The 21573-nt window shown below is 73.1% G+C and carries 19 protein-coding genes; 8 read left to right on the forward strand and 11 right to left on the reverse strand.

Features of this window, described 5'->3' with window-relative positions; translation table 11 throughout:
- Nucleotides 1-2 precede the first annotated feature (2 nt).
- From LZ604_RS26535 to LZ604_RS26545, 3 genes are all read left to right on the forward strand, one after another.
- A complete protein-coding gene (locus LZ604_RS26535; protein ID WP_234518044.1) occupies nt 3-641 on the forward strand; it encodes a YigZ family protein in 639 nt (212 codons plus the stop codon).
- A 219-nt stretch (nt 642-860) separates the two neighbouring features.
- Nucleotides 861-2024, forward strand: a complete 1164-nt coding sequence (locus LZ604_RS26540; RefSeq protein ID WP_234518046.1) for an exonuclease SbcCD subunit D — start codon at nt 861-863, stop codon at nt 2022-2024.
- Between the two features lie 31 nt (nt 2025-2055).
- Nucleotides 2056-5052 (forward strand): AAA family ATPase, encoded by a 2997-nt coding sequence (locus LZ604_RS26545; protein WP_234518047.1) that lies wholly within the window; start codon nt 2056-2058, stop codon nt 5050-5052.
- Nucleotides 5053-5123: 71 nt separating this feature from the next.
- Here the strand turns inward: LZ604_RS26545 and LZ604_RS26550 are convergent, their stop codons facing one another.
- The gene (locus LZ604_RS26550; RefSeq protein ID WP_234518048.1) at nt 5124-5570 is read right to left on the reverse strand and encodes an Lrp/AsnC family transcriptional regulator; all 447 of its coding nucleotides are present in this window, start codon (nt 5568-5570) and stop codon (nt 5124-5126) included.
- A 123-nt stretch (nt 5571-5693) separates the two neighbouring features.
- Between LZ604_RS26550 and LZ604_RS26555 the strand changes: the two genes are divergently transcribed.
- Both LZ604_RS26555 and LZ604_RS26560 read left to right on the forward strand, forming a co-directional pair.
- The gene (locus LZ604_RS26555; RefSeq protein ID WP_234518049.1) at nt 5694-6176 is read left to right on the forward strand and encodes a rhodanese-like domain-containing protein; all 483 of its coding nucleotides are present in this window, start codon (nt 5694-5696) and stop codon (nt 6174-6176) included.
- Between the two features lie 59 nt (nt 6177-6235).
- Nucleotides 6236-7081, forward strand: coding sequence for an SDR family oxidoreductase (locus LZ604_RS26560; protein WP_234518050.1), 846 nt, complete (start codon nt 6236-6238; stop codon nt 7079-7081).
- A gap of 44 nt (nt 7082-7125) precedes the next feature.
- On the opposite strand, the gene LZ604_RS26565 is transcribed toward LZ604_RS26560, so the two are convergent.
- Nucleotides 7126-8820 (reverse strand): DUF885 domain-containing protein, encoded by a 1695-nt coding sequence (locus LZ604_RS26565; RefSeq protein WP_234518051.1) that lies wholly within the window; start codon nt 8818-8820, stop codon nt 7126-7128.
- Between the two features lie 55 nt (nt 8821-8875).
- Nucleotides 8876-9379, reverse strand: a complete 504-nt coding sequence (locus LZ604_RS26570; RefSeq protein ID WP_234518052.1) for an Lrp/AsnC family transcriptional regulator — start codon at nt 9377-9379, stop codon at nt 8876-8878.
- Between the two features lie 60 nt (nt 9380-9439).
- On the opposite strand from LZ604_RS26570, the gene LZ604_RS26575 reads away from it, so the two are divergent.
- The gene (locus LZ604_RS26575; protein WP_234518053.1) at nt 9440-10657 is read left to right on the forward strand and encodes a trans-sulfuration enzyme family protein; all 1218 of its coding nucleotides are present in this window, start codon (nt 9440-9442) and stop codon (nt 10655-10657) included.
- Between the two features lie 148 nt (nt 10658-10805).
- Here the strand turns inward: LZ604_RS26575 and LZ604_RS26580 are convergent, their stop codons facing one another.
- The 3 genes from LZ604_RS26580 to LZ604_RS26590 form a co-directional block, all read right to left on the reverse strand.
- Nucleotides 10806-12227 carry a GNAT family N-acetyltransferase gene (locus tag LZ604_RS26580; protein ID WP_234518054.1) on the reverse strand — a complete coding sequence of 474 codons (1422 nt, stop codon included), beginning with the start codon at nt 12225-12227 and terminating at the stop codon, nt 10806-10808.
- Between the two features lie 176 nt (nt 12228-12403).
- Nucleotides 12404-13990: an alkaline phosphatase D family protein gene (locus tag LZ604_RS26585; protein ID WP_234518056.1), complete on the reverse strand. Its 1587-nt coding sequence runs from the start codon at nt 13988-13990 to the stop codon at nt 12404-12406.
- Nucleotides 13991-14129: 139 nt separating this feature from the next.
- The gene (locus LZ604_RS26590) at nt 14130-14960 is read right to left on the reverse strand and encodes an alpha/beta fold hydrolase (RefSeq protein WP_234518057.1); all 831 of its coding nucleotides are present in this window, start codon (nt 14958-14960) and stop codon (nt 14130-14132) included.
- Between the two features lie 293 nt (nt 14961-15253).
- Here LZ604_RS26590 and LZ604_RS26595 point away from each other — a divergent pair, with 293 nt between their 5' ends.
- Nucleotides 15254-16015 (forward strand): GntR family transcriptional regulator, encoded by a 762-nt coding sequence (locus LZ604_RS26595; RefSeq protein WP_234518059.1) that lies wholly within the window; start codon nt 15254-15256, stop codon nt 16013-16015.
- A 102-nt stretch (nt 16016-16117) separates the two neighbouring features.
- Here LZ604_RS26595 and LZ604_RS26600 read toward each other — a convergent pair whose 3' ends face one another.
- A complete protein-coding gene (locus LZ604_RS26600; protein WP_234518060.1) occupies nt 16118-17275 on the reverse strand; it encodes an ROK family transcriptional regulator in 1158 nt (385 codons plus the stop codon).
- 178 nt (nt 17276-17453) lie between these two features.
- On the opposite strand from LZ604_RS26600, the gene LZ604_RS26605 reads away from it, so the two are divergent.
- On the forward strand, nt 17454-17897 hold the full coding sequence (locus LZ604_RS26605) for a hypothetical protein (RefSeq protein WP_234518061.1): 444 nt from the start codon (nt 17454-17456) through the stop codon (nt 17895-17897).
- Here LZ604_RS26605 and mug read toward each other — a convergent pair.
- From mug to LZ604_RS26625, 4 genes are all read right to left on the reverse strand, one after another.
- Nucleotides 17875-18456, reverse strand: coding sequence for a G/U mismatch-specific DNA glycosylase (mug, locus tag LZ604_RS26610; RefSeq protein ID WP_234518118.1), 582 nt, complete (start codon nt 18454-18456; stop codon nt 17875-17877). The genes LZ604_RS26605 and mug overlap by 23 nt on opposite strands.
- Nucleotides 18453-19895: an adenylosuccinate lyase gene (gene purB / locus LZ604_RS26615; RefSeq protein WP_234518062.1), complete on the reverse strand. Its 1443-nt coding sequence runs from the start codon at nt 19893-19895 to the stop codon at nt 18453-18455. The genes mug and purB overlap by 4 nt, the downstream gene beginning before the upstream one ends.
- Nucleotides 19896-20031: 136 nt before the next feature.
- A complete protein-coding gene (locus LZ604_RS26620; protein ID WP_234518063.1) occupies nt 20032-20391 on the reverse strand; it encodes a DUF4326 domain-containing protein in 360 nt (119 codons plus the stop codon).
- Between the two features lie 58 nt (nt 20392-20449).
- On the reverse strand, nt 20450-21232 hold the full coding sequence (locus LZ604_RS26625; protein WP_234518064.1) for an SGNH/GDSL hydrolase family protein: 783 nt from the start codon (nt 21230-21232) through the stop codon (nt 20450-20452).
- Nucleotides 21233-21573: the final 341 nt, after the last annotated feature.

The following is a 21573-nucleotide window of genomic DNA, read 5'->3' on the forward strand; positions in this document are numbered from 1 at the left end:
TGATGCAGGACGAGTACCGCACAGTCGCCCGCGCGGGCGTGCACGAGACAGAGGTCAACCGCTCCCGCTTCCTGTGCGCCCTCGCCCCGGCTGCCACCGAGCAGGAGGCGCAGGACTTCATCGCCCGCATCCGCAAGGAGCACGCCGACGCCACCCACAACTGCTACGCGTACGTCATCGGCGCCGACGCCGCGATCCAGAAGGCGAGCGACGACGGCGAGCCGGGCGGCACCGCGGGCGTCCCCATGCTCCAGATGCTGCTGCGCCGCGACATGCGGTACGTCGTCGCCGTCGTCACCCGCTACTTCGGCGGAGTGAAGCTGGGTGCGGGCGGGCTCATCAGGGCGTACGGGGGAGCCGTCGGCGAGGCCCTGGACGCGCTCGGCACCCTCACCCGCCGTCGATTCCGGCTCGCCACGGTGACCGTGGACCACCAGCGCGCGGGCAAGGTGCAGAACGACCTGAGGGCGACCGGCCGCGAGGTACGCGATGTGCGCTACGGCGAGGCCGTCGCCATCGAGATCGGACTCCCCGACGCCGATGTCGCGGCCTTCCGGGCATGGCTCGCGGACGTCACGGCGGGCACGGCCGGATTCGAACTGGGCGGTGAGGCGTACGGGGACACGGACCCGGGACGGTGAGCCGGGGGCGACGGCGACGCACGACGGCGGGGAGTGCGGGGTGACGGCGACAGATCCGTCCGGGCATCGTTCGTGTCGCATTTCGAGCAGGGCCAGTCGGCGGACGTCCGGGCGGCCCCGGCCGCTCGGCGGCGGGATGCGAGCGCTGGAGGGGGCAGGGGCGGCCGAAACGGGGCTATCCGCCCGTGATGTCAGACCCGGCGGATAGTCTCGGGGATCATGAGGCTGCTGCACACTTCCGACTGGCATCTGGGCCGGGCGTTCCACCGCGTGAACATGCTCGACGCCCAGGCCGCGTTCATCGACCATCTCCTCACGACCGTGCGCGAGCGCGGCGTGGAGGCCGTGGTCGTGTCGGGAGACGTGTACGACCGGGCGGTTCCCCCGCTGAACGCGGTCGAGCTGTTCGACGACGCCCTGCACCGCCTCGCCGGCCTGGGCGTGCCCACGGTGATGATCTCCGGGAACCACGACTCGGCGCGCCGCCTCGGCGTCGGGGCGGGTCTCATCGGCCGCGCGGGCATCCATCTGCGCACCGATCCCGCCGCCTGCGGCATCCCGGTCGTGCTGCCGGACGCCCACGGGGACGTCGCGTTCTACGGCCTGCCGTATCTCGAACCGGCCCTGGTCAAGGACGAGTTCGGCGTCCACCAGTCGGGCCACGAGGCGGTGCTCGCGGCCGCCATGGACCGGGTCCGCGCCGACCTCGCCACACGCCCGCCGGGCACCCGGTCCGTCGTCCTCGCCCACGCCTTCGTCACCGGGGGCCAACCCAGCGACAGCGAGCGGGACATCACGGTCGGCGGGGTCGCCGCGGTGCCCGCGGGCGTCTTCTCCGGGGTGGACTACGCGGCTCTCGGGCATCTGCACGGCAGCCAGACCATCACCGAGCGCGTGCGCTACTCCGGTTCCCCGCTGCCGTACTCCTTCTCCGAGGCCGATCACCGCAAGAGCATGTGGCTCATCGACCTCGGGGCCGACGGCTCCGTGGCGGCGGACCGCGTCGACTGCCCGGTGCCGCGCGCCCTCGCCCGGATCCGGGGACGACTCGAGGACCTGCTCGCGGACCCGGAGTTGGAGTGCCACGAGCAGGCGTGGGTGGAGGCCACGCTCACCGACCCGGTGCGCCCCGCCGAACCGATGGCCCGGCTGGCCGGGCGCTTCCCGCACACGCTCAGCCTCGTCTTCGACCCCGAGCGCGCCCCCGAGGACCCCGCCGCGTCGTATGCGCGGCGGCTGGCGGGCCGCTCCGACCGGCAGATCGCGGAGGACTTCGTGGCCCATGTCCGCAAAGCCGGACCCGACGAGCGTGAACGGGCCGTGCTCCAGGACGCCTTCGACGCGGTGCGCGCCGACGAGGCCGTGCGGGAGGTCGCCCGGTGACCTCGCACGTCCGGGACACCGAGGGGGCCCTGTGAGGCTGCACCGGCTCCAGATCACCGCCTTCGGCCCCTTCGGCGGCACCCAGAGCGTCGACTTCGACGCGCTGTCCGCCGCGGGCCTGTTCCTGCTCCACGGACCCACCGGCGCGGGCAAGACCTCGGTCCTGGACGCCGTGTGCTACGCGTTGTACGGGGCCGTTCCCGGCGCCCGGCAGAGCGGCCAGGGCCTCACGCTGCGCAGCGACCACGCGGCGCCGGGGACCCGCACCGAGATCCGGCTCGACCTCACCGTCGCCGGACGCCGGCTGGAGATCACCAGACAGCCGCCGTGGGAGCGCCCGAAGAAGCGCGGCACCGGTACGACGACCGAGAAGGCACAGACCTGGCTGCGCGAGTACGACGCCACCGCCGGCGCCTGGAAGGACCTCAGCCGCTCCCACCAGGAGATCGGCGAGGAGATCACCCAGCTGCTCGGCATGAGCCGCGAGCAGTTCTGCCAGGTGGTGCTGTTGCCCCAGGGCGACTTCGCCCGCTTCCTGCGTGCCGACGCCGAGGCCCGCGGCAGGCTGCTGGGCCGCCTCTTCGACACCCGCCGCTTCGCCGAGGTCGAAAGGCGCCTCGCCGAACGGCGACGCGCCACCGAGGCCGAAGTGCGCGACGGTGACGCCGCGTTGCTCGCCGACGCGCACCGGATGCAGCAGGCCGCGGGCGACCTGCCGCTGCCCCTGCCGGACCTCGCGCCGGGCGATCCGGGCCTCGCCGACGCCGTCCTCGGCTGGGCCGCCGTCGCCCGCAGCACGGCCCGCGAGCGGCTCACGATCGCGGATGCCGCGCGGACGGCCGCCGAGTCGGCGCGGGCCGCCGCCGAGCGCACCCTCGAGGACGTACGCGAACGGGCCCGGCTCCAGCGCAGATTCGCCGAGGCCCGGGAGCGCGCGGCACAGCTGGAAGAGCGGGCGGACGACCACCGGGAGGCGCAGACGCGCATGGAGCGCTCCCGGAAGGCCGAGGCGGTGGCGCCCGCCCTCGACCTGCGGGCGTCCGCCGAGACCGAGTACCGGCGGGCCGCCGCCGAAGAGGCACGCACGCGTGCCCTGCTCCCGGACACCTTCGCGGACGCCGGCGCGGCCGGGCTCGCCGCCGCCGCGCGCCGGGCCGCCGAGGAACTCGGCGGCCTGGAGTCGGCCCGCCGCGCCGAGCGGCGGCTGGACGGCATCACCGCGGAACGGGCGGACCTGGACCGCGAGGAGCGCGCCGACGAGGCGGTCCTCCAGGACGCGGGGGACTGGCTCGCCGAGTGGGAGGAGACCCGCGCGGGCCTCCAGGCCCGTATCGACGCGGCCCAGGAGGACGCCACCCGGGCCGAGCAGTTGGCGGTGCAGCGCGAGCCCGCGCGCAGACGGCTCCAGGCGGCCCGCGAGCGGGACCGGCTGGCCCGGGACGCCGACGCCGCCCAGGCCCGCGCCCTCGCCTCGCGGGAACGCGCGCTCAAGGCCCACGAGCACTGGCTCGGCCTGAAGGAACAACGCCTCCAGGGCATCGCCGCCGAACTCGCCGCCGCACTCGTCGACGGCGAACCCTGCGCCGTCTGCGGAGCCACCGATCACCCCGCGCCGGCGCGAAAGGTCGCCGGACACGTCGACCGGGACACGGAGGAACGCGCCCTCGCCGCCCATCGGCAGGCCGAGCAGGAGCACACGGAGGACGAGCGTCGGCTCGGCGTCGTACGCGAGGCGCTGGCCGCCGCCACCGCCGAGGCCGGTGACGTGCCGACCGGCCTGCTCGCCGCGCAAGCGGAGGAGCTGGAGCGGCTCTACGGCGCCGCCCGGGACGGCGCCTCCAGGCTGCACGCGGCGCAGGAGAATCTGAGACGGGCCGAACACGAACGGGAGCAACGCGCCGCGGCACGCCAGGAGGCAGCCCTGCGCGGGGCGGCCCGGACCTCCCGAAGGGACACACTGGACCGGGAACGGGCCATGCTGGAAGAGGAGTTGGCCCGCGCCCGGGGCGACGCCGTCAGCGTGGCCGCCCGCTCGGCGCAGCTGGAGCGCCGGGCCGCCCTGCTCACCGAGGCCGCGGACGCCGCCCGCGCCGCCGAGGACGCCGCGCAGCGGCTGAAGGAAGCCGACGCGCGGCTGGCCGACGCGGCCTACCGCGCCGGGTTCGACACCCCGCAGGCCGCGGCCGCCGCGCTCCTGGACGATGTGGCCCACCGCGAGCTGCAGCGACGGCTGGACGCCTGGCAGCAGGAACAGGCCGCCGTGCGCGCGATGCTCGCCGAGGCCGACACGGCGGCCGCCGCGCAGCAGCCGCCCGCCGATCCGGCGGCCGCCGAACGGGCCGCCGAGGCCGCGGCCCGGCGGCTCCAGGAGGCGGTCTCCTCACTGGACGCGGCGGACCGCCGCCGTGCCGAACTCGACCGGCTGTCCGCGCGCGCCACCGCGTCGGTACGGCGTCTCGCGCCGCTGCGCGAGGAGTACGACCGGGTGGCCCGGCTGGCGTCCCTGACGGCCGGTACCTCCGCCGACAACGAACGCAGAATGCGCCTGGAGTCGTATGTGCTGGCAGCCCGCCTCGAACAGGTGGCGGCCGCCGCGACCGTGCGGCTTCAGCGCATGTCCTCCGGCCGCTACACCCTCGTCCACTCCGACGACCGTTCCGGACGCGGCCGCAGCGGCCTCGGTCTGCACGTCGTGGACGCGTGGACGGGGCGCGAGCGGGACACGGCGACGCTCTCCGGCGGGGAGACGTTCTTCGCCTCGCTCGCGCTCGCCCTGGGCCTCGCGGACGTCGTCACCGACGAGGCCGGCGGGGTCCGTCTCGACACCCTCTTCATCGACGAGGGGTTCGGCAGCCTCGACGACCAGACCCTCGACGAGGTCCTGGACGTACTGGACTCCCTGCGGGAGCGGGACCGCAGCGTCGGCATCGTCAGCCATGTCGCGGACCTGCGGCGGCGCATCCACGCCCAGCTGGAGATAGTCAAGGGCAGAACCGGATCGGCGGTACGACAGCGGGGAGCCGGCTGAGGCGGCCCGGGGCGGCCTGCTCGGCGGCCGGGCGGGGGCTTGCGCGGCGGGGGAGGGTTTCCCGTGGCGGTTCAGTGACCGAGCGGGCGGCGGGGGAGGGGCGACGAGTAGACGACGCTCGTCGTCACCGAGCCCAGTGCGCCGATCCTGCCCGACACCTCCTCGAGGTGGCGCATCGAGCGCGCCGCGACCTTGATGACGAAACAGTCGTCGCCGGTGACGTGGTGCGCCTCCAGGATCTCCGGCGTCGCGGCCACGAGGTCGTGGAACGGCCGGTAGTTGCCGTTCGGGTAGCGCAACCGGACGAAGGCCAGGATCGGCAGGCCCAGGCGCTCGGGGTCGACGACCGCCGCATAGCCCTTGATGACGCCCGCCTCCTCGAGCCGGCGCACTCGTTCCGTGACCGCGCTCGCGGACATGGAGACGGCACGGGCCAGCTCGGCATAGCTGGCGCGGCCCTCGCGCTGGAGGACGTCCAGAAGGCGCCAGTCGGTGGCGTCCGGGGAATACGCGGCCATCACCGAGAGATAGCAGGGCGATCCCCGGCCGAACAAGAGGTGTGCCGTGGATCGCACCTTCAGACATCCGGTCAACGGCCGTACCTTCGAGGGCGTCGAGATCAGCGAGAAAGAGGCCTGCCCATGTCCACCGGCCGGAACGTCGTCAACCCCGTCCTGCGCGTCGCCCCGGCCCACCCGGCCACCGCCGCCGCCCATTTCCGGGCGAGCCTCGCCTTCCACACCGACGTCTCCGATGTCGCCGCCGCGCTCGCGGCGGGCGGCGACCCCGGTTTCGTCCTCCTCGACTCGCGCTCGGCGCAGGCATGGGACCAGGGGCATGTCCCCGGCGCCGTCCATCTGCCCACCGCGCTCGTCCCCGAGCAGGCCGAGCACCTCCTGCACAGATCCGTGCCGGTGGTCACGTACTGCTGGGGCCCGGGCTGCAACGGCGCCACCCGGGCGGCCCTCGCCCTCGCCGAACGGGGCTTCCGGGTCAAGGAGATGCTCGGCGGCTTCGAGTACTGGGTGCGCGAGGGCTTCCCCTACGAGACCCGGCAGACCACCGAACGACGCGCCGCCGACCCGCTGACGGCACCCGCCGACGCCGCGGACTGCGGCTGCTGACCCGGTGCGGTGCTTCCCGGCGCGTTTCCCGGGCCGTTCTCCGGTGCATGATGGCGCCCATGCCACGACCCCCGGACCCCGCCCCCGAAGATCTGCGCCGTGACCCCCTGCCGCTGCGCGGCCGGACCGCCCTGGTCACCGGGGCGAGCCGGCGTGCGGGCATCGGATACGCGGTGGCCCGGCGGCTGGCCGCGTACGGCGCGGGCGTGTATCTGCACCACCATGTGCCGCACGACGCGCAGATGCCCTGGGGCGCCGACCGCCCGGAGGACGTCGTCGCCGGGGTGCGCGCGGCGCGCGGGGATCCCGGTGCGCCCGTGGCGGACGGACCCGCGGACCTCTCGGATCCGGCGGCGCCCGCCGCACTGGTCGCGAGGGCCGCGGAGGCGCTCGGCGGACGGATCGACATCCTTGTCGCCAACCACGCGCTGAGCGGCAGCGACGGCACGCTCGACACCGTGGACGCCGCCCTGCTCGACGCCCACTGGGTGGTGGACACGCGGTCGGTACTGCTGCTGGTGCAGGCGTACGCCCGGCTGCGGGCGGGGTTGCCGCCAGGCGGTCCCGGCGGGCGGGTCGTGATGATGACCTCCGGGCAGGACCTCGCGGGCGGCATGCCTGGCGAGATCGCGTACGCACTCCAGAAGGGAGCCCTCGCCTCCGTGACGCGCTCGCTGGCCACGACGCTCGCGGAGCACGCCGTCACCGTCAACACGGTCAACCCCGGCCCGGTGGACACCGGCTACCTGACCGGCGCCGGGTACGACGAGGTGGCCGCCAGGTTCCCGGCAGGACGCTGGGGCATGCCCGACGACCCCGCCCGCCTCATCGCCTGGCTCGCCACGGACGAGGCGGGCTGGATCACCGGCCAGGTCATCGACTCCGAGGGAGGCTTCCGGCGCTGACGGCCGGGCCCACGCCGACGGCGGGCCCGGCCGCGCGGGCGCGGTCAGAGCCGGGACAGCTCGTCCACCAGATCGTCCAGGCCCAGAGAGCCCTGCGAGAGCGCCGCCATGTGCCAGGCCTTCGCGTCGAACGCCTCGCCGTGGCGGCGCCTGGCGTTCTCGCGGCCCAGCAGCCAGGCGCGCTCGCCGAGCTTGTAGCCGATCGCCTGGCCGGGCATCGAGAGATAGCGGACCAGTTCGCTCTCCACGTAGTCCGCCGGGCGGCTGCTGTGCGCGCCGAAGAACTCCTGGGCCAGCTCCGGCGTCCAGCGCTCGCCCGGGTGGAACGGCGAGTGGGCCGGGATCTCCAGCTCCAGGTGCATACCGATGTCGATGATCACGCGGACCGCCCGCATCATCTGCGCGTCCAGGTAGCCGAGCCGCTGCTCAGGGTCGGTGAGGAAGCCCAGTTCGTCCATGAGGCGCTCGGCGTACAGGGCCCAGCCTTCGACGTTGGCGCTGACACCGCCCACCGTCGCCTGGTAGCGCGAGAGGTTCTCCGCCACGTGCGCCCACTGGGCGAGCTGGAGGTGGTGGCCGGGGACGCCCTCGTGGTACCAGGTCGAGACCAGGTCGTACACCGGGAACCGGGTCTGCCCCATCGTCGGCAGCCAGGTCCGGCCCGGGCGGGAGAAGTCGGCGGACGGCGAGGTGTAGTACGGTGCCGCGGCACTCCCGGGCGGCGCGATGCGCGACTCCACCTTCCGTACCCGCTCGGCGAGTTCGAAGTGCGTGCCGTCGAGCGCCTCGATCGCCTCGTCCATCAGGCCCTGGAGCCAGGCGCGGGTCTCCTCCACCCCCTCGATATGGGCACCGTGCTCGTCGAGGTGCGCGAGCGCGGTCCACGGCGTCTCGGCGCCGGGCAGGACCTTCTCGGCCTCCTTCTTCATCTCGCCGAGGATGCGGTGGTACTCGGACCAGCCGTATGCGTACGCCTCGTCGAGGTCCAGGTCCGTGCCGTTGAAGTGACGTGCCCAGCGGCCGTAGCGCTCGCGGCCGACCGTGTTCGGCGCGCCCTCGATCGTCGGCGCGTACACGTCACGCACCCAGTCCCGCAGTCCGACGACGGCCGCGGTCGCCGCACGAGCGGCCTCGTCCAGCTCCGCACGCAGCGACTCGGGCCCCTGGGAGGCGAAGTCCTCGAACCAGCCGCGGCCCTCGCCGTCCAGGTCCGACCACTCGGTGAGCTGCTCGATGAAGGTCGCGGTCGGGCGGGGGCCCGCGTACAGCTTGCGCTCCAGGCCGAGGGTGAGGGACTCGCGGTAGCCGCGCAGGGCGGCCGGCACGGCCCGCAGCCGCTCGGCCACCGCGGCCCAGTCCTCGTCGGTCGCGGTGGGGGTGATCGTGAAGACGTCACGCACGGAGTGCACCGGGGTGTGCATGTTGCCCACCGCCCTGAGGCCCTCGTCCGCCTCGTGCACGGCGAGCTCGGCGGTCAGCCGCTCACGCAGCAGGCGCGCACACCGTCGCTCGATGTCACTGTCAGCGCCCGGCCGGCGCTCCGCCTCGTCCAGCCGTGCGAGGGTCGCCCGCGCCAGCTCGGCGAGTGCCTCCTGGCCCGCGGGCGAGGTGTCAGGCAGCTTGCTCGCGCTCTCCTTCACTCCGAGGTACGTGCCGGTGACCGGGTCGAGGGCGACGAGGTCGTCGACATAGGCGTCGGCGACCTCCCGGGGCAGGGGTCTCCTGGTGGTGTCTGACATGCGGACCATCCTCATACGGTGACGTGGTCCGCGTCACGGGGATTCCGCGCTCGGCTTAGGCCTGCTCAGCGGGTTTGGACACGCCATGTCCGGGTGGCAGCAGCGGGCCGCAGTCCCACTGCTGGAAGATCAACCGGGTCTCCACCCGGGCCACTTCGCGCCGGGCCGTGAACTCGTCCAGCACCAGCCGTTGCAGGTCCGTCATGTCCGCCACCGCGACGTGCACGAGATAGTCGTCGGGGCCGGTGAGATGGAAGACCGTACGGGACTCCGGCAACGCCCGGATCCGCTCCACGAACGGCCCCACCAGTTCCCGGCGGTGCGGCCTGACCTGCACCAACAGCAGCGCTTCGAGGCCGCGCCCCAGCTTCGCCGGGTCCAGGCGCAGCTGATGGCCGAGAATCACCCCCGAACGGCGGAGCCGGGTCACCCGGTCCAGGCAGGTCGAGGGCGCCACCCCGACCTGTGCCGCCAGGTCGCGGTACGTCGTCCGGGCGTCGTTCTGCAACAGACGCAGAAGGTGGAGATCCACCGGGTCCAGTACGACAGATTCGGCCATGCGCCGAACGTAACACGGGTTCCGCCGCCAAGGCCCCGTCCGCTGTTCACGCTGCGGCCCATGAATCTCCCCACTCAGGACACGCAGGACGGATTCCCCGTCGACGGCCTGCCGGCCCGCCGGGGGCTGGCCACCGAGGCCGTGCACGCCGGACGTGAGGACCTGGTCGCCCTCGGGCTGCACGCCCCGCCCCTCGACCTCTCCACCACCTACCCCTCCCACGACAGCCGTGGCGAGGCCGCCCGGCTCGACGCCTTCGCGGCCGACGGCGCGGAACTGGCCGGCCCGCCCGTCTACGCGCGGCTGGGCAACCCGACCGTCGCCCGCTTCGAGACGGCGCTCGCCCGGCTGGAGGGCACCGAGAGCGCGGTCGCGTTCGCCAGCGGGATGGCGGCGCTCAGCGCCGTCCTGCTCGCGCGGAACGCGCTCGGGCTGCGGCACGTCGTGGCCGTACGACCGCTGTACGGATGCAGCGACCATCTGCTGAACGCCGGACTGCTGGGCTCGGAGGTGACCTGGACCGACCCGGCGGGCATCGCGGACGCGCTGCGCCCCGACACCGGTCTCGTCATGGTCGAGTCCCCGGCCAACCCGACGCTCGCCGAGGTCGACCTGCGCGCGGTCGCCCACGCCTGCGGCTCGGTTCCGCTGCTCGTGGACAACACCTTCGCGACGCCCGTACTGCAGCGCCCCGCCGGGCACGGAGCCCGGCTGGTGCTGCACAGCGCCACCAAGTACCTGGGCGGGCACGGCGATGTGATGGGCGGGGTGGTGGCGTGCGACGAGGAGATGGCGCGCCGGCTGCGCCAGGTGCGCTTCGCGACGGGCGCGGTGCTGCATCCGCTCGCCGGTTATCTGCTGCTGCGCGGTCTGTCGACGCTGCCGGTACGGGTCCGGGCCGCGTCCGTCACCGCCGCCGAGCTCGCCCGCCGGCTCGCCGTCGACCCGCGGGTCGCCCGGGTGCACTACCCGCGCATCGGCGGTGCGATGGTCGCCTTCGAGGTGCACGGCGACCCTCACTCGGTGATCGCCGGGGTCCGGCTGATCACCCCCGCGGTGAGCCTGGGCAGCGTGGACACGCTCATCCAGCATCCGGCGTCCATCAGCCACCGCATCGTCGACGAGACCGACCGCCACGGCGCCGGGGTGAGCGACCGGCTGCTGCGGCTGTCGGTCGGCCTGGAGGACGTCGAGGACCTGTGGACCGACCTCGACGGGGCACTCGGGGGCGAGCGGACCGAGGGCGCACGGCGGAAGGAAATGGCCGAAGGGCGGTAGCGGGGCGGGATGCGCCTGGGTTCCCGTGTGCCGCACCGCTCATGGGACCGGGAGTTCGCCCCGTGCGCCGAACGGCCCGGCGCACCGCGCCGGGCCGTTCCGTATCTCCTTGCGACATGCGCGGCCGCGGTGTGCGACGCGCGCGTGATCAGTCCCGGTCGGCCTGGGCCGCCTGCTGCTCGTAGGCGTGATCGTAGGGCAGGCGTGAGGCCACCGGAGCGGCGTCCAGGCGGGCGGTGATGACGAGCGTGCCCTCCTCGATCTGGTAGTCGAGAGGCAGCCCGAGGCCGCGCATCGCGGCGACCATGCCGGTGTTGGACGCCTGTGTGACCGCGTAGACGCTCTCGCAGCCCGCCTCGACCGCCATCGCCACCAGGCGACCGAGGAGTTCGCTGCCGATGCCGCGCCGCTGCCACTCGTCCTCGACGAGCAGCGCTACCTCCGTCTCGTCGCCGTCCCACAGCAGATGGCCGAGGCCGACGGTGCGTCCCGACGCCGTTCGCACCGCGAGGGTCCGGCCGAAGCGCGGGCTGAGCAGATGGTTGAGGTAGCGGTCCGCGTCGCCGACCGGTCCGTGGTAGCGCATGTTCAAGGTGCGCCGCGAGCACCGGGCGTGCATCTCCTTCACCGCCTCGAGGTCCGAGGTGTCGGCCCGCCGCACGGTGATCGCGTTGCCCTTCGGCAGGGTCAGTACGTCCTGGCTGCTCGGGATGCGCGGACCGAGCCGCGTGTCCAGCTCGACCAGCGCGCGTGCGCGTGCGAACTCCGTCGGCGTGAACGGCAGGTACGGGCGCTCCACCGTGATCACTCCGCCCTCCGGCGCCCGCAGCCGCATCACGGTGTCCTCCAGGGCTCCCTCCACGGGAGCGTCCTGATGAACGTGGCCGGAGCGGGGGGAGACGGCGGGCAGGGAGCGGATGGTGCACCTGCCGAGCAACTGCCTCAGCGCGAGCGGCAGTTCCGCCGCGTCGAGCGCGGTGCGCGTGGCGAGGCTCAGCATCCGGGTCGGGGCGTCCACCAGGTCGTGCGCGTCGGCCCGTTCGATCCAGGTCTCGGTTCCGCCGGCCGACGAGACGGCTCGCGTGATCGCGTTCGCGTCCAGCTCGGCCGGGGCCCGCACCAGGAACTCGTCGACCGTGCCCTGGGCCAGCGGATGCGTCTGCAGGCTCAGGATGTCGATCCGCAGCCGGGCCAGCGCCGTGCACAGCGCGGCCAGCGTCCCCGGCTCGTCCTGCACCGTGGTCCGCAACCGCCACAGCGCGGTCGTCCCGGCCGCCGCGTCGCGCTCGGACGGCCCGGCCTGCCGCCCCTCGGCGGGCGGCCGGGCGCCGGTATCACTCGTGGGCGGTGCGTGACCGTGGCGTCGTGTCCACCAGGTGTGGAAGCCGGCCGTCGCGACGAGTGCCGCGGCCGACAGTCCCAGCAGCGCGGGACCGTCGGGGCCGTGCCCGACCAGATTGGCGGTCACGTCCGCCACCGCGACGGCGGTGAACAGGGCGGCGAGCTCTATCAGGTCCCGTCGCCAGTGGTGAACCGGACGGCCGTGCTTGGCACGCCTCACATCAGACATGTCTGGAGTCATGCAACCACTGTGGAGGAAGGGTGTTGCGTGATCACAAACGCTCTGTGTCTGATGAGTAAAGTGTGCTTCTGTCCTTTTTATTGTTCTTTTGACGAAGCTCTTCTGTGTGGGTGGGTGGCGCGCCGCGCACCGGGGGATGACTCCGGTGCGCGGCGTGGGGAAACCTACTGCCCGACCAGGCCCGGCTGCAGCACCTGGGTGAACAGCACGGTCCCGTCCTGCTCCCGCAGCCGGACCGTCAGCTCCCCGCTGTGGCCGTCGATGTCGACCTCGCCGAAGAACTGGTAGCCGCCCGCGGGGGAGACGTTCGGGGCGGTCGGCGCCTTCACGAACACCCGGTCCGGGCCGAAGGTGCCGTCCAGCGCGCTCGCCGGGAACGCACCCGCGTTGAGCGGCCCCGAGACGAACTCCCAGAACGGCTCGAAGTCGGTGAACGCGGCGCGGGAGGGGTGGTAGTGCTGCGCCGAGGTGTGGTGCACGTCGGCCGTCAGCCACAGCGTGCCCGTGATCCTGCGGTGCTTGATGAACCGGAGCAGTTCCGCGATCTGCAGCTCCCGGCCCAGCGGTGCGCCCGGGTCGCCCTGTGCCACAGCCTCGAAGTTCGGCCTGCTCTCCATGGGGTCCGGCACGACCAGGCCGAGCGGCATGTCCGCGGCGATCACCTTCCAGACGGCCCGGGACCGCTGCAGCTCCCGCTTGAGCCAGTCCAGTTGCTCGGCGCCGAGGATGCCCTGCGGATCGACGGTCTGGTCGTCGGGCGAGTTGGCGTTGCGGTAGGTGCGCATGTCCAGGACGAAGACGTCCAGCAGCGGGCCGTGCCGCATCACCCGGTACACCCGGCCGTCCCGGTCACCCGGCCGCAGCGTGGAGAGGGGGAAGTACTCGCTGAACGCCCGCCTGGCCCGGGCGGCCAGCACGTCGATGCTCTTCTCGGTGTAGCGGGTGTCGGAGGAGGCGATCACCTCGCCCGGGTACCAGTTGTTGCGGACCTCGTGGTCGTCCCACTGGATGACCGACGGCACCTGGGCGTTGAACCGCCTGAGGTTCTCGTCCAGCAGGTTGTAACGGAAGTTGCCGCGGTACTCGGCCAGGGTCTCGGCCACCTTGGACTTCTCCTCGGTGGTGATGTTGCGCCAGGTGCGGCCGTCCGGCAGGGCCTGGGTCGCCGGGATCGGCCCGTCGGCGTAGACGTTGTCGCCACTGCACAGGAAGAAGTCCGGGTCGAGCTTCGCCATCGCGTCGTAGATCCGGTAGCCACCGAGGTCCGGGTTGATGCCCCAGCCCTGGCCGGCCAGGTCGCCCGACCACAGGAAGCGCACTCCGCGGCGCCGTCCGAGCGGTGTCGTGCGGAAGGTGCCCGTCACCGGGTCGCCGGTGCGCCGCGGGTCGTCCGGGTCCGCCAGCAGCACCCGGTAGTGGATCTGCTCGCCCGCCGGCAGCCCGTGCAGCCGAGTGGTGCCCGTGAAGTCCGTGCCGGCGCCCAGCAGCGGGCCGTGCCATCTGCGGGGGTTGCGGAACGACTCCGTCGCGGCGGTCTCGACGATCATCCGGGCGGGGCGGTCGGACCGCACCCAGACGAGACCGGAGTCGGCGCTCACGTCTCCGGCCTGGACGCCCCATGCCGCCTTGGGACGCCCCGACAGGGCGAACGCCGGTGCCGCGCCGAGCACGGGGGGCAGGGTCAGAGCGGCCGACGCGGCGAGGGAGCCGCGCAGGACGCTGCGGCGGCCCGGCAAAGGACGGTGTGACATGAAGGTGCCTCCTGGGACGGTTCCGGCCGATGGGCACTGCCACAACTACTGGGACGCCGCAGCGCATACGCAAACCACAAGTGAACAACTGCCCGCGGCACTACGGGAGCCACGGGCAGCGGGATCGCTCCGCGGGTGCTCAGCGGCTGCCGTCCAGGATCACCCGGGCGACCAGTGCCGGATCGTCGTTCATCGGGACGTGGCCGCAGCCGGGCAGCCGTACCAGGCGGGCCCCGGGGATGAGCTGCTTGGCGCGGACCCCCTGACGGCGCACCAGGATCCTGTCCCTGGTGCCCCACGCCACGGTGACCGGCAGCCCGGGCACGTCCTGTGTGAACCGTACGGTCGTGCCCTGACGGAGGGTCGCGGCGAAACCCTCGGCCCTGGCCAGCGCGAGCGTCTCGGCCACGACGGCCTCGGGGGAGCGGCGGCCGGGCCGGGCGTAGATGGTGCTGGTCAGCACCGCCCGCCCGGCCGCCGTGCGCGACAGCCGTTCCACCAACGGCGGCGGCATGGCGCGCGCCGCCTGACGCATGGCGAGAAGCAGCGTGAACGCATACCGCCGCTCGGCCTGCGTCCAGAAACCGGCCGGCGCAAGGGCGGTGACGGACCGTACGAGCTTCTCGCGGCCCAGTTCGAGAGCCAGCAGACCGCCCAGCGAGTTGCCCGCCACATGCGGACGGTCGACGCCCAGCGCCTCGCACAGCGCACCGAGAGCCGGTACCACGCTCGCCAGGTCATAGCCGACCCCGTCCGGCAGGGCAGGGGAGGCGCCGAAGCCGGGGAGGTCGACCGCGATCACATCGCGTTCGGTGGCCAGGATGTCCACGACCGGGTCCCAGGCCTGCCGGTGGTGGCCGATGCCATGCAGCAGAAGGAGCGGTTCGCCGCTGCCCACGCGCGCGTACGAGACGGCCACGGTCCGCGGGCCGTGCGGAGAGGGAACGCTGAAGGAGACCGTGGCGGCCATGCTGCTGCTCCTCGTCTGGGACGGGCTGACGACTTTTCGTAGACACTTTGTCAGCAAGTGCTACCGGCCGGTAGCCCCCCGGTCGGAAAGCGTTCGCCCATGTGTCATCGGTACCGCGCCCGGCGAATGTCGTGTGAACGCCCTGCGGCACCGCGCCCGCGCGGTGCGTAAGGGGACGAGGATTGGTCTTGACCAAGGGTGGGGGCCGCCCTATGGTCGCAGAGAAGTGCAACAACCTTTAATAAACAAGGGCGCTAAAACGCCGCCGCACCACGGCGATTGCGGAGGACAGGGTGGGGACCACGCAGGCGGATCCGGTGCAGGAGCCCAAGTACTGGCATCTCAAGACCGTGCTCACCGAAGCACTCGACTCGGAGTTCTCGGTGGGCGAGATCCTGCCCAACGAACGCGACCTCGCGGCCCGCTTCGGTGTCGCCCGCGCCACGCTCCGCCAGGCGCTGGAGCAGCTTGAACTCGAGGGCCGCCTGCAGCGCCGCCGCGGGGTCGGGACGACCGTCGCCCCGCCGCGCGTGGGGGTCGCCGTCGGTTCCGAGCGGCATCTGTGGCCGGGCGCTGCCGGGGACGCCTGGCAGCCCGCCGACTGCACGTCGGCGGTCCCGCCCGCCGCCGTGGCCGATCTCCTGCAGACCGCCCGGGACGAGCGGGTGCACACGGTGCGCCGCTCCCGGGTGACGCACGGCCAGCCCGTCGCCGCCGAACTGCTCTACATCCCGGCCTCCTCGGTGCCCGATCTCTCCGCGATCGACGCGCCCTCCGGTACGGCACGCGCACGTGCCGTCCTGCGGGAACTCCAGCGAGCGGACCTGGAGGACCAGGACCAGGCCGTCGAGCTGGGCTCGGCCAGTGCCGAGGACGCCAAGGAGCTCGACCGGCTGCCCGGCGCGCCCGTCCTCGTCGTCACCACCCGCTACCACGCCGGGGGCCGTACGGCGGCCGTCTCCGTCGCCACATACCGCGCCGACACCTGCCGCCTGACCTTCGGCGCCTCGGGCCGCGTGGAGATCCACCACGATCCGGAGCGCCGCGCCTCCTGACCGCCCGCGGGACACCGGGGCCGACCGTGCCCCGGGTCCATCTGCCGCCCGTGCGCGCCCCTGCACGTACACGCCCGGACCCGGACGCCGCACCCGTTCGGTTCAGCGCCGCGCCGTGACCGTGCCCTCCACCGCGAACAGCTGCTCCTCCACATGGTCCAGCGCCAGTCGCAGCGCCCCCGTCGCCACCGCGGCCTCGCCGAGCCGTGACAGGGTCACCTTCGGCGGGCGCAGGCAGTAGCGGGCCAGCTCGTGGCGCAGCGGATCCAGTACGCCGTCCAGGCCCGCCGCCCAGCCGCCGATGACGACCAGTTCGGGATCCAGGGCCAGTACGAGGGCGGCCACGTCGTGCACCAGGCGCTGGATGAAGCGGTCCACGGCCGCGCGGGCCCGCTGGTCGCCCTCGCGGGCCAGGGCGAAGACGTCGGCGACCTGCTGCTCGTCCAGCGGCTGCAGCGGTTCGTCCGTGGTCGACAGCAGCTTCTCGGGAGCCGCCTCGCGGCCCAGCAGATGCAGGGCGCCGATCTCCCCGGCCGCGCCGCCGTAGCCACGGTGCAGCCGCCCGCCGATCAGCGAGCCGGCGCCGGGACTCAGCCCCGCCAGGACGAAGACGACGTCGTCGGACTCCGTGGCGGCGCCCTTCCAGTGCTCGGCGACGGCCGCGGCATTGGCGTCGTTCTCGACGAGGACCGGGCACTTGAAGGAGCGGCTGAGCCGTTCGCCGAGGTTCAGGCCGGTCCACTCGGGCAGGGCCGTGCCCAGACGCACGGTGCCGTCCCCCTCCACGATCCCGGGGCTGCCCACGCCCACCGCGCGCAGCGAAGCACGAGCCACGCCCGCGCGGCGCAGCAACTCGGCGACCGTGCCCCGCAGCCGATCCAGACGCTCGTCCGCCGAGGCCGCCTCGGAGATCTCCTTGGACAGCGAGCCCAGCTCCCGGCCGTCGAGGTCGGCGAGAAGGGCGGTGACCCGGTGGGCGCCCACGTCCAGGCCGAGCAGATGGCCCGCCTCCGCCCGGAACCGGAACCTGCGCGCGGGCCGCCCCTGTCGGCGCGCCGCACCCTCCTCGGCGGCCTGCTCCACCACGAGCCCGGCCTCGATCAGCCCTTCGACCACGCCCTCGACGGTCGGCCGGGACAGCCCGGTCACCCGGGTGATCTCGGTGAGGGTCGCGCAGTCCGTGGCACGCAGCGCGTGCAGCACCACCGCGGAGTTGATCCTTCGGAGCAGAGAGGGATCCCCGCCGGTCAGCCGCCCCAACGTCCGTCCTCCCAGCTCGTGCGCGTGTTGGCCGGATCGTACTCGGCACCGCGCTCACCCGCGAGGGCCTGCCGGCATCCGAGCGGATCGGCCCGCTGTGACGACCCCGACCTGCACGCCGCGATCACCACCTCTGACGCCATGCCAATTGTCAGTGGTGCCCGCTTTACTGGATCGCATGGACATCGCGAGGTACCTCTCCGTCATAGACCTGCTGTGCGCCCGGGAATTCCCCGCGGCGCACGGCAGGACGGAGCACGGTGAGAGCGGGCCCGGATATCACGTGGCCGCCTTACAGACGAGCGATGAGTTCTGGGAGGACGACCGGACAGGGCGGGAGGAGGCGCGGACGCAGTACGAGGTCGACCGGGACGGCCTCGGGGAGCGGTTGACCGAGCGCTGGGGCCCGTCCCAGGACTTCAGTCTCTACAGCGTTCTCGACCGGGCCGTGGACGGCGAGGACATCGAGGAGCCCTGGGCCGGGCTCAGCGGGCATGTGCCGGACGTCCGGCTGTGGAAGTCGGCCGAGACGGGCCGGTGGGTCGCCCTCGGCGTGTCCCAGTGGGACGTGGAGCTGCCGTTCCGGCTCCTCGCGGTCGTCACGGAGACGGATCCCCCGTGACCGTCCCCGTCCGCTGCCCCTCCGCGGCCTTCCGCAGCCGCGCGAACTCCTCGGCCATCGTCGCCGCCGTCCAATGGGCGTTCAGGCCGCTCGGGTTGGGCAGCACCCATACCCGGGTCGAGCCGATCGACCGCTCCTGCGGGCCCACGGCGGCCCCGCGGTCCTCGAAGGCCGTCCGGTACGCGGTCACCCCGACCACCGCCAGCCACGTCGGCCGCAGCCGCTCCACCTTGGCCGTGAGAATCCGCCCGCCCTCCCGGTACTCCAGGGCGCTCAATTCGTCGGCGCGGGCGGTCGCCCGCGCCACCACATTGGTGATGCCGAGCCCGTATGCGAGCAACTCCCGCTGCTCCGAAGGTTTCATCAGCCTCGGCGTGAAGCCGGACAGATGCAGCACCGGCCAGAAGCGGTTGCCGGGGCGGGCGAAGTGGTGGCCCGTCGCCGCCGTCATGAGACCCGGGTTGATGCCGCAGAAAAGGACCTTGAGACCGTCCGCGACCACGTCCGGCACCAGACGGTCGCGGGCGGCCTGAAGCTCCGCCGGGGTGAACCGGCTCAGAGGATCGCCCCCGGCGTGTAGCCGGCGGCCTCGGGGTGCTGCTTCACGATCTCCTCGATACGGCCGACGACGGCGGCGACCTGATCGGCCGCGGCGCCCGTGAAGGACAGCTTGTCCGCCATCAGCCCGTCGAGCTGCGCGCGGTCCAGCGGGATGCGCTCGTCGGCGGCCAGCCGGTCCAGCAGTTCGTTGCGCTCGGCGCCCTGCTCGCGCATCGCGAGCGCGCAGGCCACGGCGTTCTCCTTGATGGCCTCGTGGGCCACCTCCCGGCCGACGCCCGCGCGCACCGACGCCATCAGCACCTTGGTCGTGGCGAGGAACGGCAGATAGCGGTCCAGCTCCCGCGCGACGACGGCGGGGAAGGCGCCGAACTCGTCGAGCACCGTCAGGAACGTCTCCAGCAGGCCGTCCAGCGCGAAGAACGCGTCCGGCAGCGCGACCCGGCGTACCACCGAGCAGGACACGTCGCCCTCGTTCCACTGGTCGCCCGCCAGTTCACCGGTCATCGAGGCGTAGCCGCGCAGGATCACCATCAGGCCGTTGACGCGCTCGCAGGAGCGGGTGTTCATCTTGTGAGGCATCGCGGACGAGCCGACCTGGCCGGGCTTGAAGCCCTCGGTCACCAGCTCGTGGCCGGCCATCAGCCGGATGGTCTTGGCCAGCGACGACGGCGCCGCGGCCAGCTGCACCAGCGCGGTGACGACCTCGTAGTCGAGGGAGCGCGGGTAGACCTGGCCGACCGAGGTGAAGGCCTGCGAGAAGCCCAGGTGACCGGCGATCCGCTGCTCCAGCTCCGCTAGCTTCGCCGCGTCCCCGCCGAGCAGGTCGAGCATGTCCTGCGCCGTGCCGACGGGGCCCTTGATGCCGCGCAGCGGGTAGCGGCCGAGCAGTTCCTCGATCCGGCCGTAGGCGACGAGCAGCTCGTCGGCGGCGGTGGCGAAGCGCTTGCCGAGGGTGGTGGCCTGCGCGGCCACGTTGTGGGAGCGGCCCGCCATCACCAGCTCGCCGTACTCGGCCGCGAGCTTGCCCAGACGCGCCAGCACGGCCACCGTGCGGCCGCGCATCAGCTCCAGGGACAGCCGGATCTGCAGCTGCTCGACGTTCTCCGTCAGATCGCGGGAGGTCATCCCCTTGTGCACGTGCTCATGCCCGGCGAGGGCGTTGAACTCCTCGATCCGCGCCTTCACATCGTGCCGGGTGACCTTCTCGCGCTCGGCGATCGAGGCGAGGTCGACCTGGTCGAGCACGCGCTCGTAGTCGGCGATCGCCGCGTCCGGCACCTCGACCCCCAGGTCCTTCTGGGCCCGCAGTACGGCGAGCCAGAGCCGGCGCTCCAGCCTCACCTTCTCCTCGGGGGACCAGAGCACGGCGAGCTCGGCGGAGGCGTACCGTCCGGCGAGGACGTTCGGGATACGGGGCTTTGCGGGCGCAGCAGTCACGTGTACGGATTCTACTGGCGAATCGTGCAGGCCAGCGCCACCGGGCGGATCGGCGGAACCTACGAGACCGGCGTCACGCGAGCCCGGACCCCTGCCCGTGGCGGCCGCGCCACCGCCCCGCACCGTGCGTTTGCCGTCACGACCGGCGGCCCGGGCGCTCCGTCTGTTCCGCGACCTCGGCCAGGATGTCCCCGTGGCACAGCTCGGGCGCGCACCAGCAGGCGAGCGTCCTGCCGCGCAGCTTCGGCACCTGGGCCAGCAGGTCGGGGTGCGCCATCAGATACTCCCGGTACTTGGCCATCACCTCGGACCGGGTCCCGTCGTGCTTCTTCTTCGGAGTGTCGATCTGGAACGGGTTGTACAGCGGGTGCTGGGGCAGGTCCCAGCCGCCCCTGGTCAGTCGGCGGCCGATGTAGACGACATCACGCGGCGCGTGTTCCAGCCTGGGACCGAAGTCCTGAAGGCGGCCCTTGAGGTTGATCACCCTGGTGCTCACGCGACTCCCTCCGCGACATTCGGCACGTGTGGCGCTCCCAGGTGGTGTCCGACACCCCCTAGACGGCCGGCTCTTCGTACGGCAGCAGTTCCGGACGCTTGGCCGGACGGCCGTCGCCCGACGAGCGGCCCGTCAGCCGCCGCGCTATCCACGGCAGCAGATGCTGCCGGGTGAAGCGGACGTCCGCGGTTCGACGGGCGAGCCAGCCGGGCCGGGCGCTCGGCGGCAGCGGGCTACGCCACTCCGTATCCTCCGCCTCGTACCCGAGCGTCTGCCACACGGCTTCCGCCACCCGGCGGTGTCCCTCGGCCGTCAGATGCAGCCGGTCCACGTCCCACAGGCGCGGATCGGCGAGCGAGGGTGCGCCGTAGAGGTCGACCACGAGTGCGCCGTGCCGCTCGGCGAGTTCGTCGACGCAGGCGAACAGCTCCTCCATGCGGGGCCGGAACCGTTCGAGGACCGGCCCCTGACGACCGGGGCTGCGCATCAGGACGAGCTGGTCGCACGCGGGGGCCAGGCGTTCCACGGCCTGGGTGAGCAGATCCCGTACGCGGCCCATGTCGCACTTCGGCCGCAGCGTGTCGTTCAGGCCGCCGACCAGTGTGATCACGTCGGGCCGCATCGCGGCGGCGAGGTCGACCTGCTCCTCGACGATCTGCTGGATGAGCTTGCCGCGCACGGCCAGGTTGGCATACCGGAATCCGGGTGTCCGGGCGGCCATCCGGCCCGCGAGAACATCGGCCCAGCCGCGGTACGAGCCGTCGGGAAGCAGATCCGACATGCCCTCGGTGAAGGAGTCGCCGACGGCGACCAGGCTGGTGTGGGTGGGGTTCGTCTGCATGGCGCGGACGATGGTATCCCGCGTCCATACCCGCCGGTCGGTCGGCCCGCCCCTCCACCGACCGGCCACCGGCTCGCCCGGCCGACGGCCGGCACGGGGCTGGAGGGAGTTCGGGGCGACTGCCTGCACGGGGCTGGAGGGAGTTCGGGGCGACTGCCTGCACGGGGCTGGAGGGAGTTCGGGGCGACTGCCCGCACGGGGGCTGGAGGGAGTTCGGGGCGACTGCCCGCACGGGGGCCGCAGGGAGTTCGGGGCGACTGCCCGCACGGGGGCCGCAGGGAGTTCGGGGCGACCGCCCGCACGGGGGCTGCAGGGAGTCCGAGGCGACCGCCCGCAAGGGC

Origin of the sequence: Streptomyces glomeratus (assembly GCF_021462825.1) — a bacterium.
GTDB lineage: Bacteria > Actinomycetota > Actinomycetes > Streptomycetales > Streptomycetaceae > Streptomyces > Streptomyces glomeratus.

Coding starts and splice junctions, on each gene's coding strand:
- LZ604_RS26535 (WP_234518044.1), top strand. CDS start 3: ATGCAGGACGAGTACCGCACAGTCGCCCGCGCGGGCGTGCACGAGACA.
- LZ604_RS26540 (WP_234518046.1), top strand. CDS start 861: ATGAGGCTGCTGCACACTTCCGACTGGCATCTGGGCCGGGCGTTCCAC.
- LZ604_RS26550 (WP_234518048.1), bottom strand. CDS start 5,570: ATGGCCGCGTATTCCCCGGACGCCACCGACTGGCGCCTTCTGGACGTC.
- LZ604_RS26555 (WP_234518049.1), top strand. CDS start 5,694: ATGTCCACCGGCCGGAACGTCGTCAACCCCGTCCTGCGCGTCGCCCCG.
- LZ604_RS26560 (WP_234518050.1), top strand. CDS start 6,236: ATGCCACGACCCCCGGACCCCGCCCCCGAAGATCTGCGCCGTGACCCC.
- LZ604_RS26565 (WP_234518051.1), bottom strand. CDS start 8,820: ATGTCAGACACCACCAGGAGACCCCTGCCCCGGGAGGTCGCCGACGCC.
- LZ604_RS26570 (WP_234518052.1), bottom strand. CDS start 9,379: ATGGCCGAATCTGTCGTACTGGACCCGGTGGATCTCCACCTTCTGCGT.
- LZ604_RS26575 (WP_234518053.1), top strand. CDS start 9,440: ATGAATCTCCCCACTCAGGACACGCAGGACGGATTCCCCGTCGACGGC.
- LZ604_RS26580 (WP_234518054.1), bottom strand. CDS start 12,227: ATGTCTGATGTGAGGCGTGCCAAGCACGGCCGTCCGGTTCACCACTGG.
- LZ604_RS26585 (WP_234518056.1), bottom strand. CDS start 13,990: ATGTCACACCGTCCTTTGCCGGGCCGCCGCAGCGTCCTGCGCGGCTCC.
- LZ604_RS26590 (WP_234518057.1), bottom strand. CDS start 14,960: ATGGCCGCCACGGTCTCCTTCAGCGTTCCCTCTCCGCACGGCCCGCGG.
- LZ604_RS26605 (WP_234518061.1), top strand. CDS start 17,454: ATGGACATCGCGAGGTACCTCTCCGTCATAGACCTGCTGTGCGCCCGG.
- LZ604_RS26625 (WP_234518064.1), bottom strand. CDS start 21,232: ATGCAGACGAACCCCACCCACACCAGCCTGGTCGCCGTCGGCGACTCC.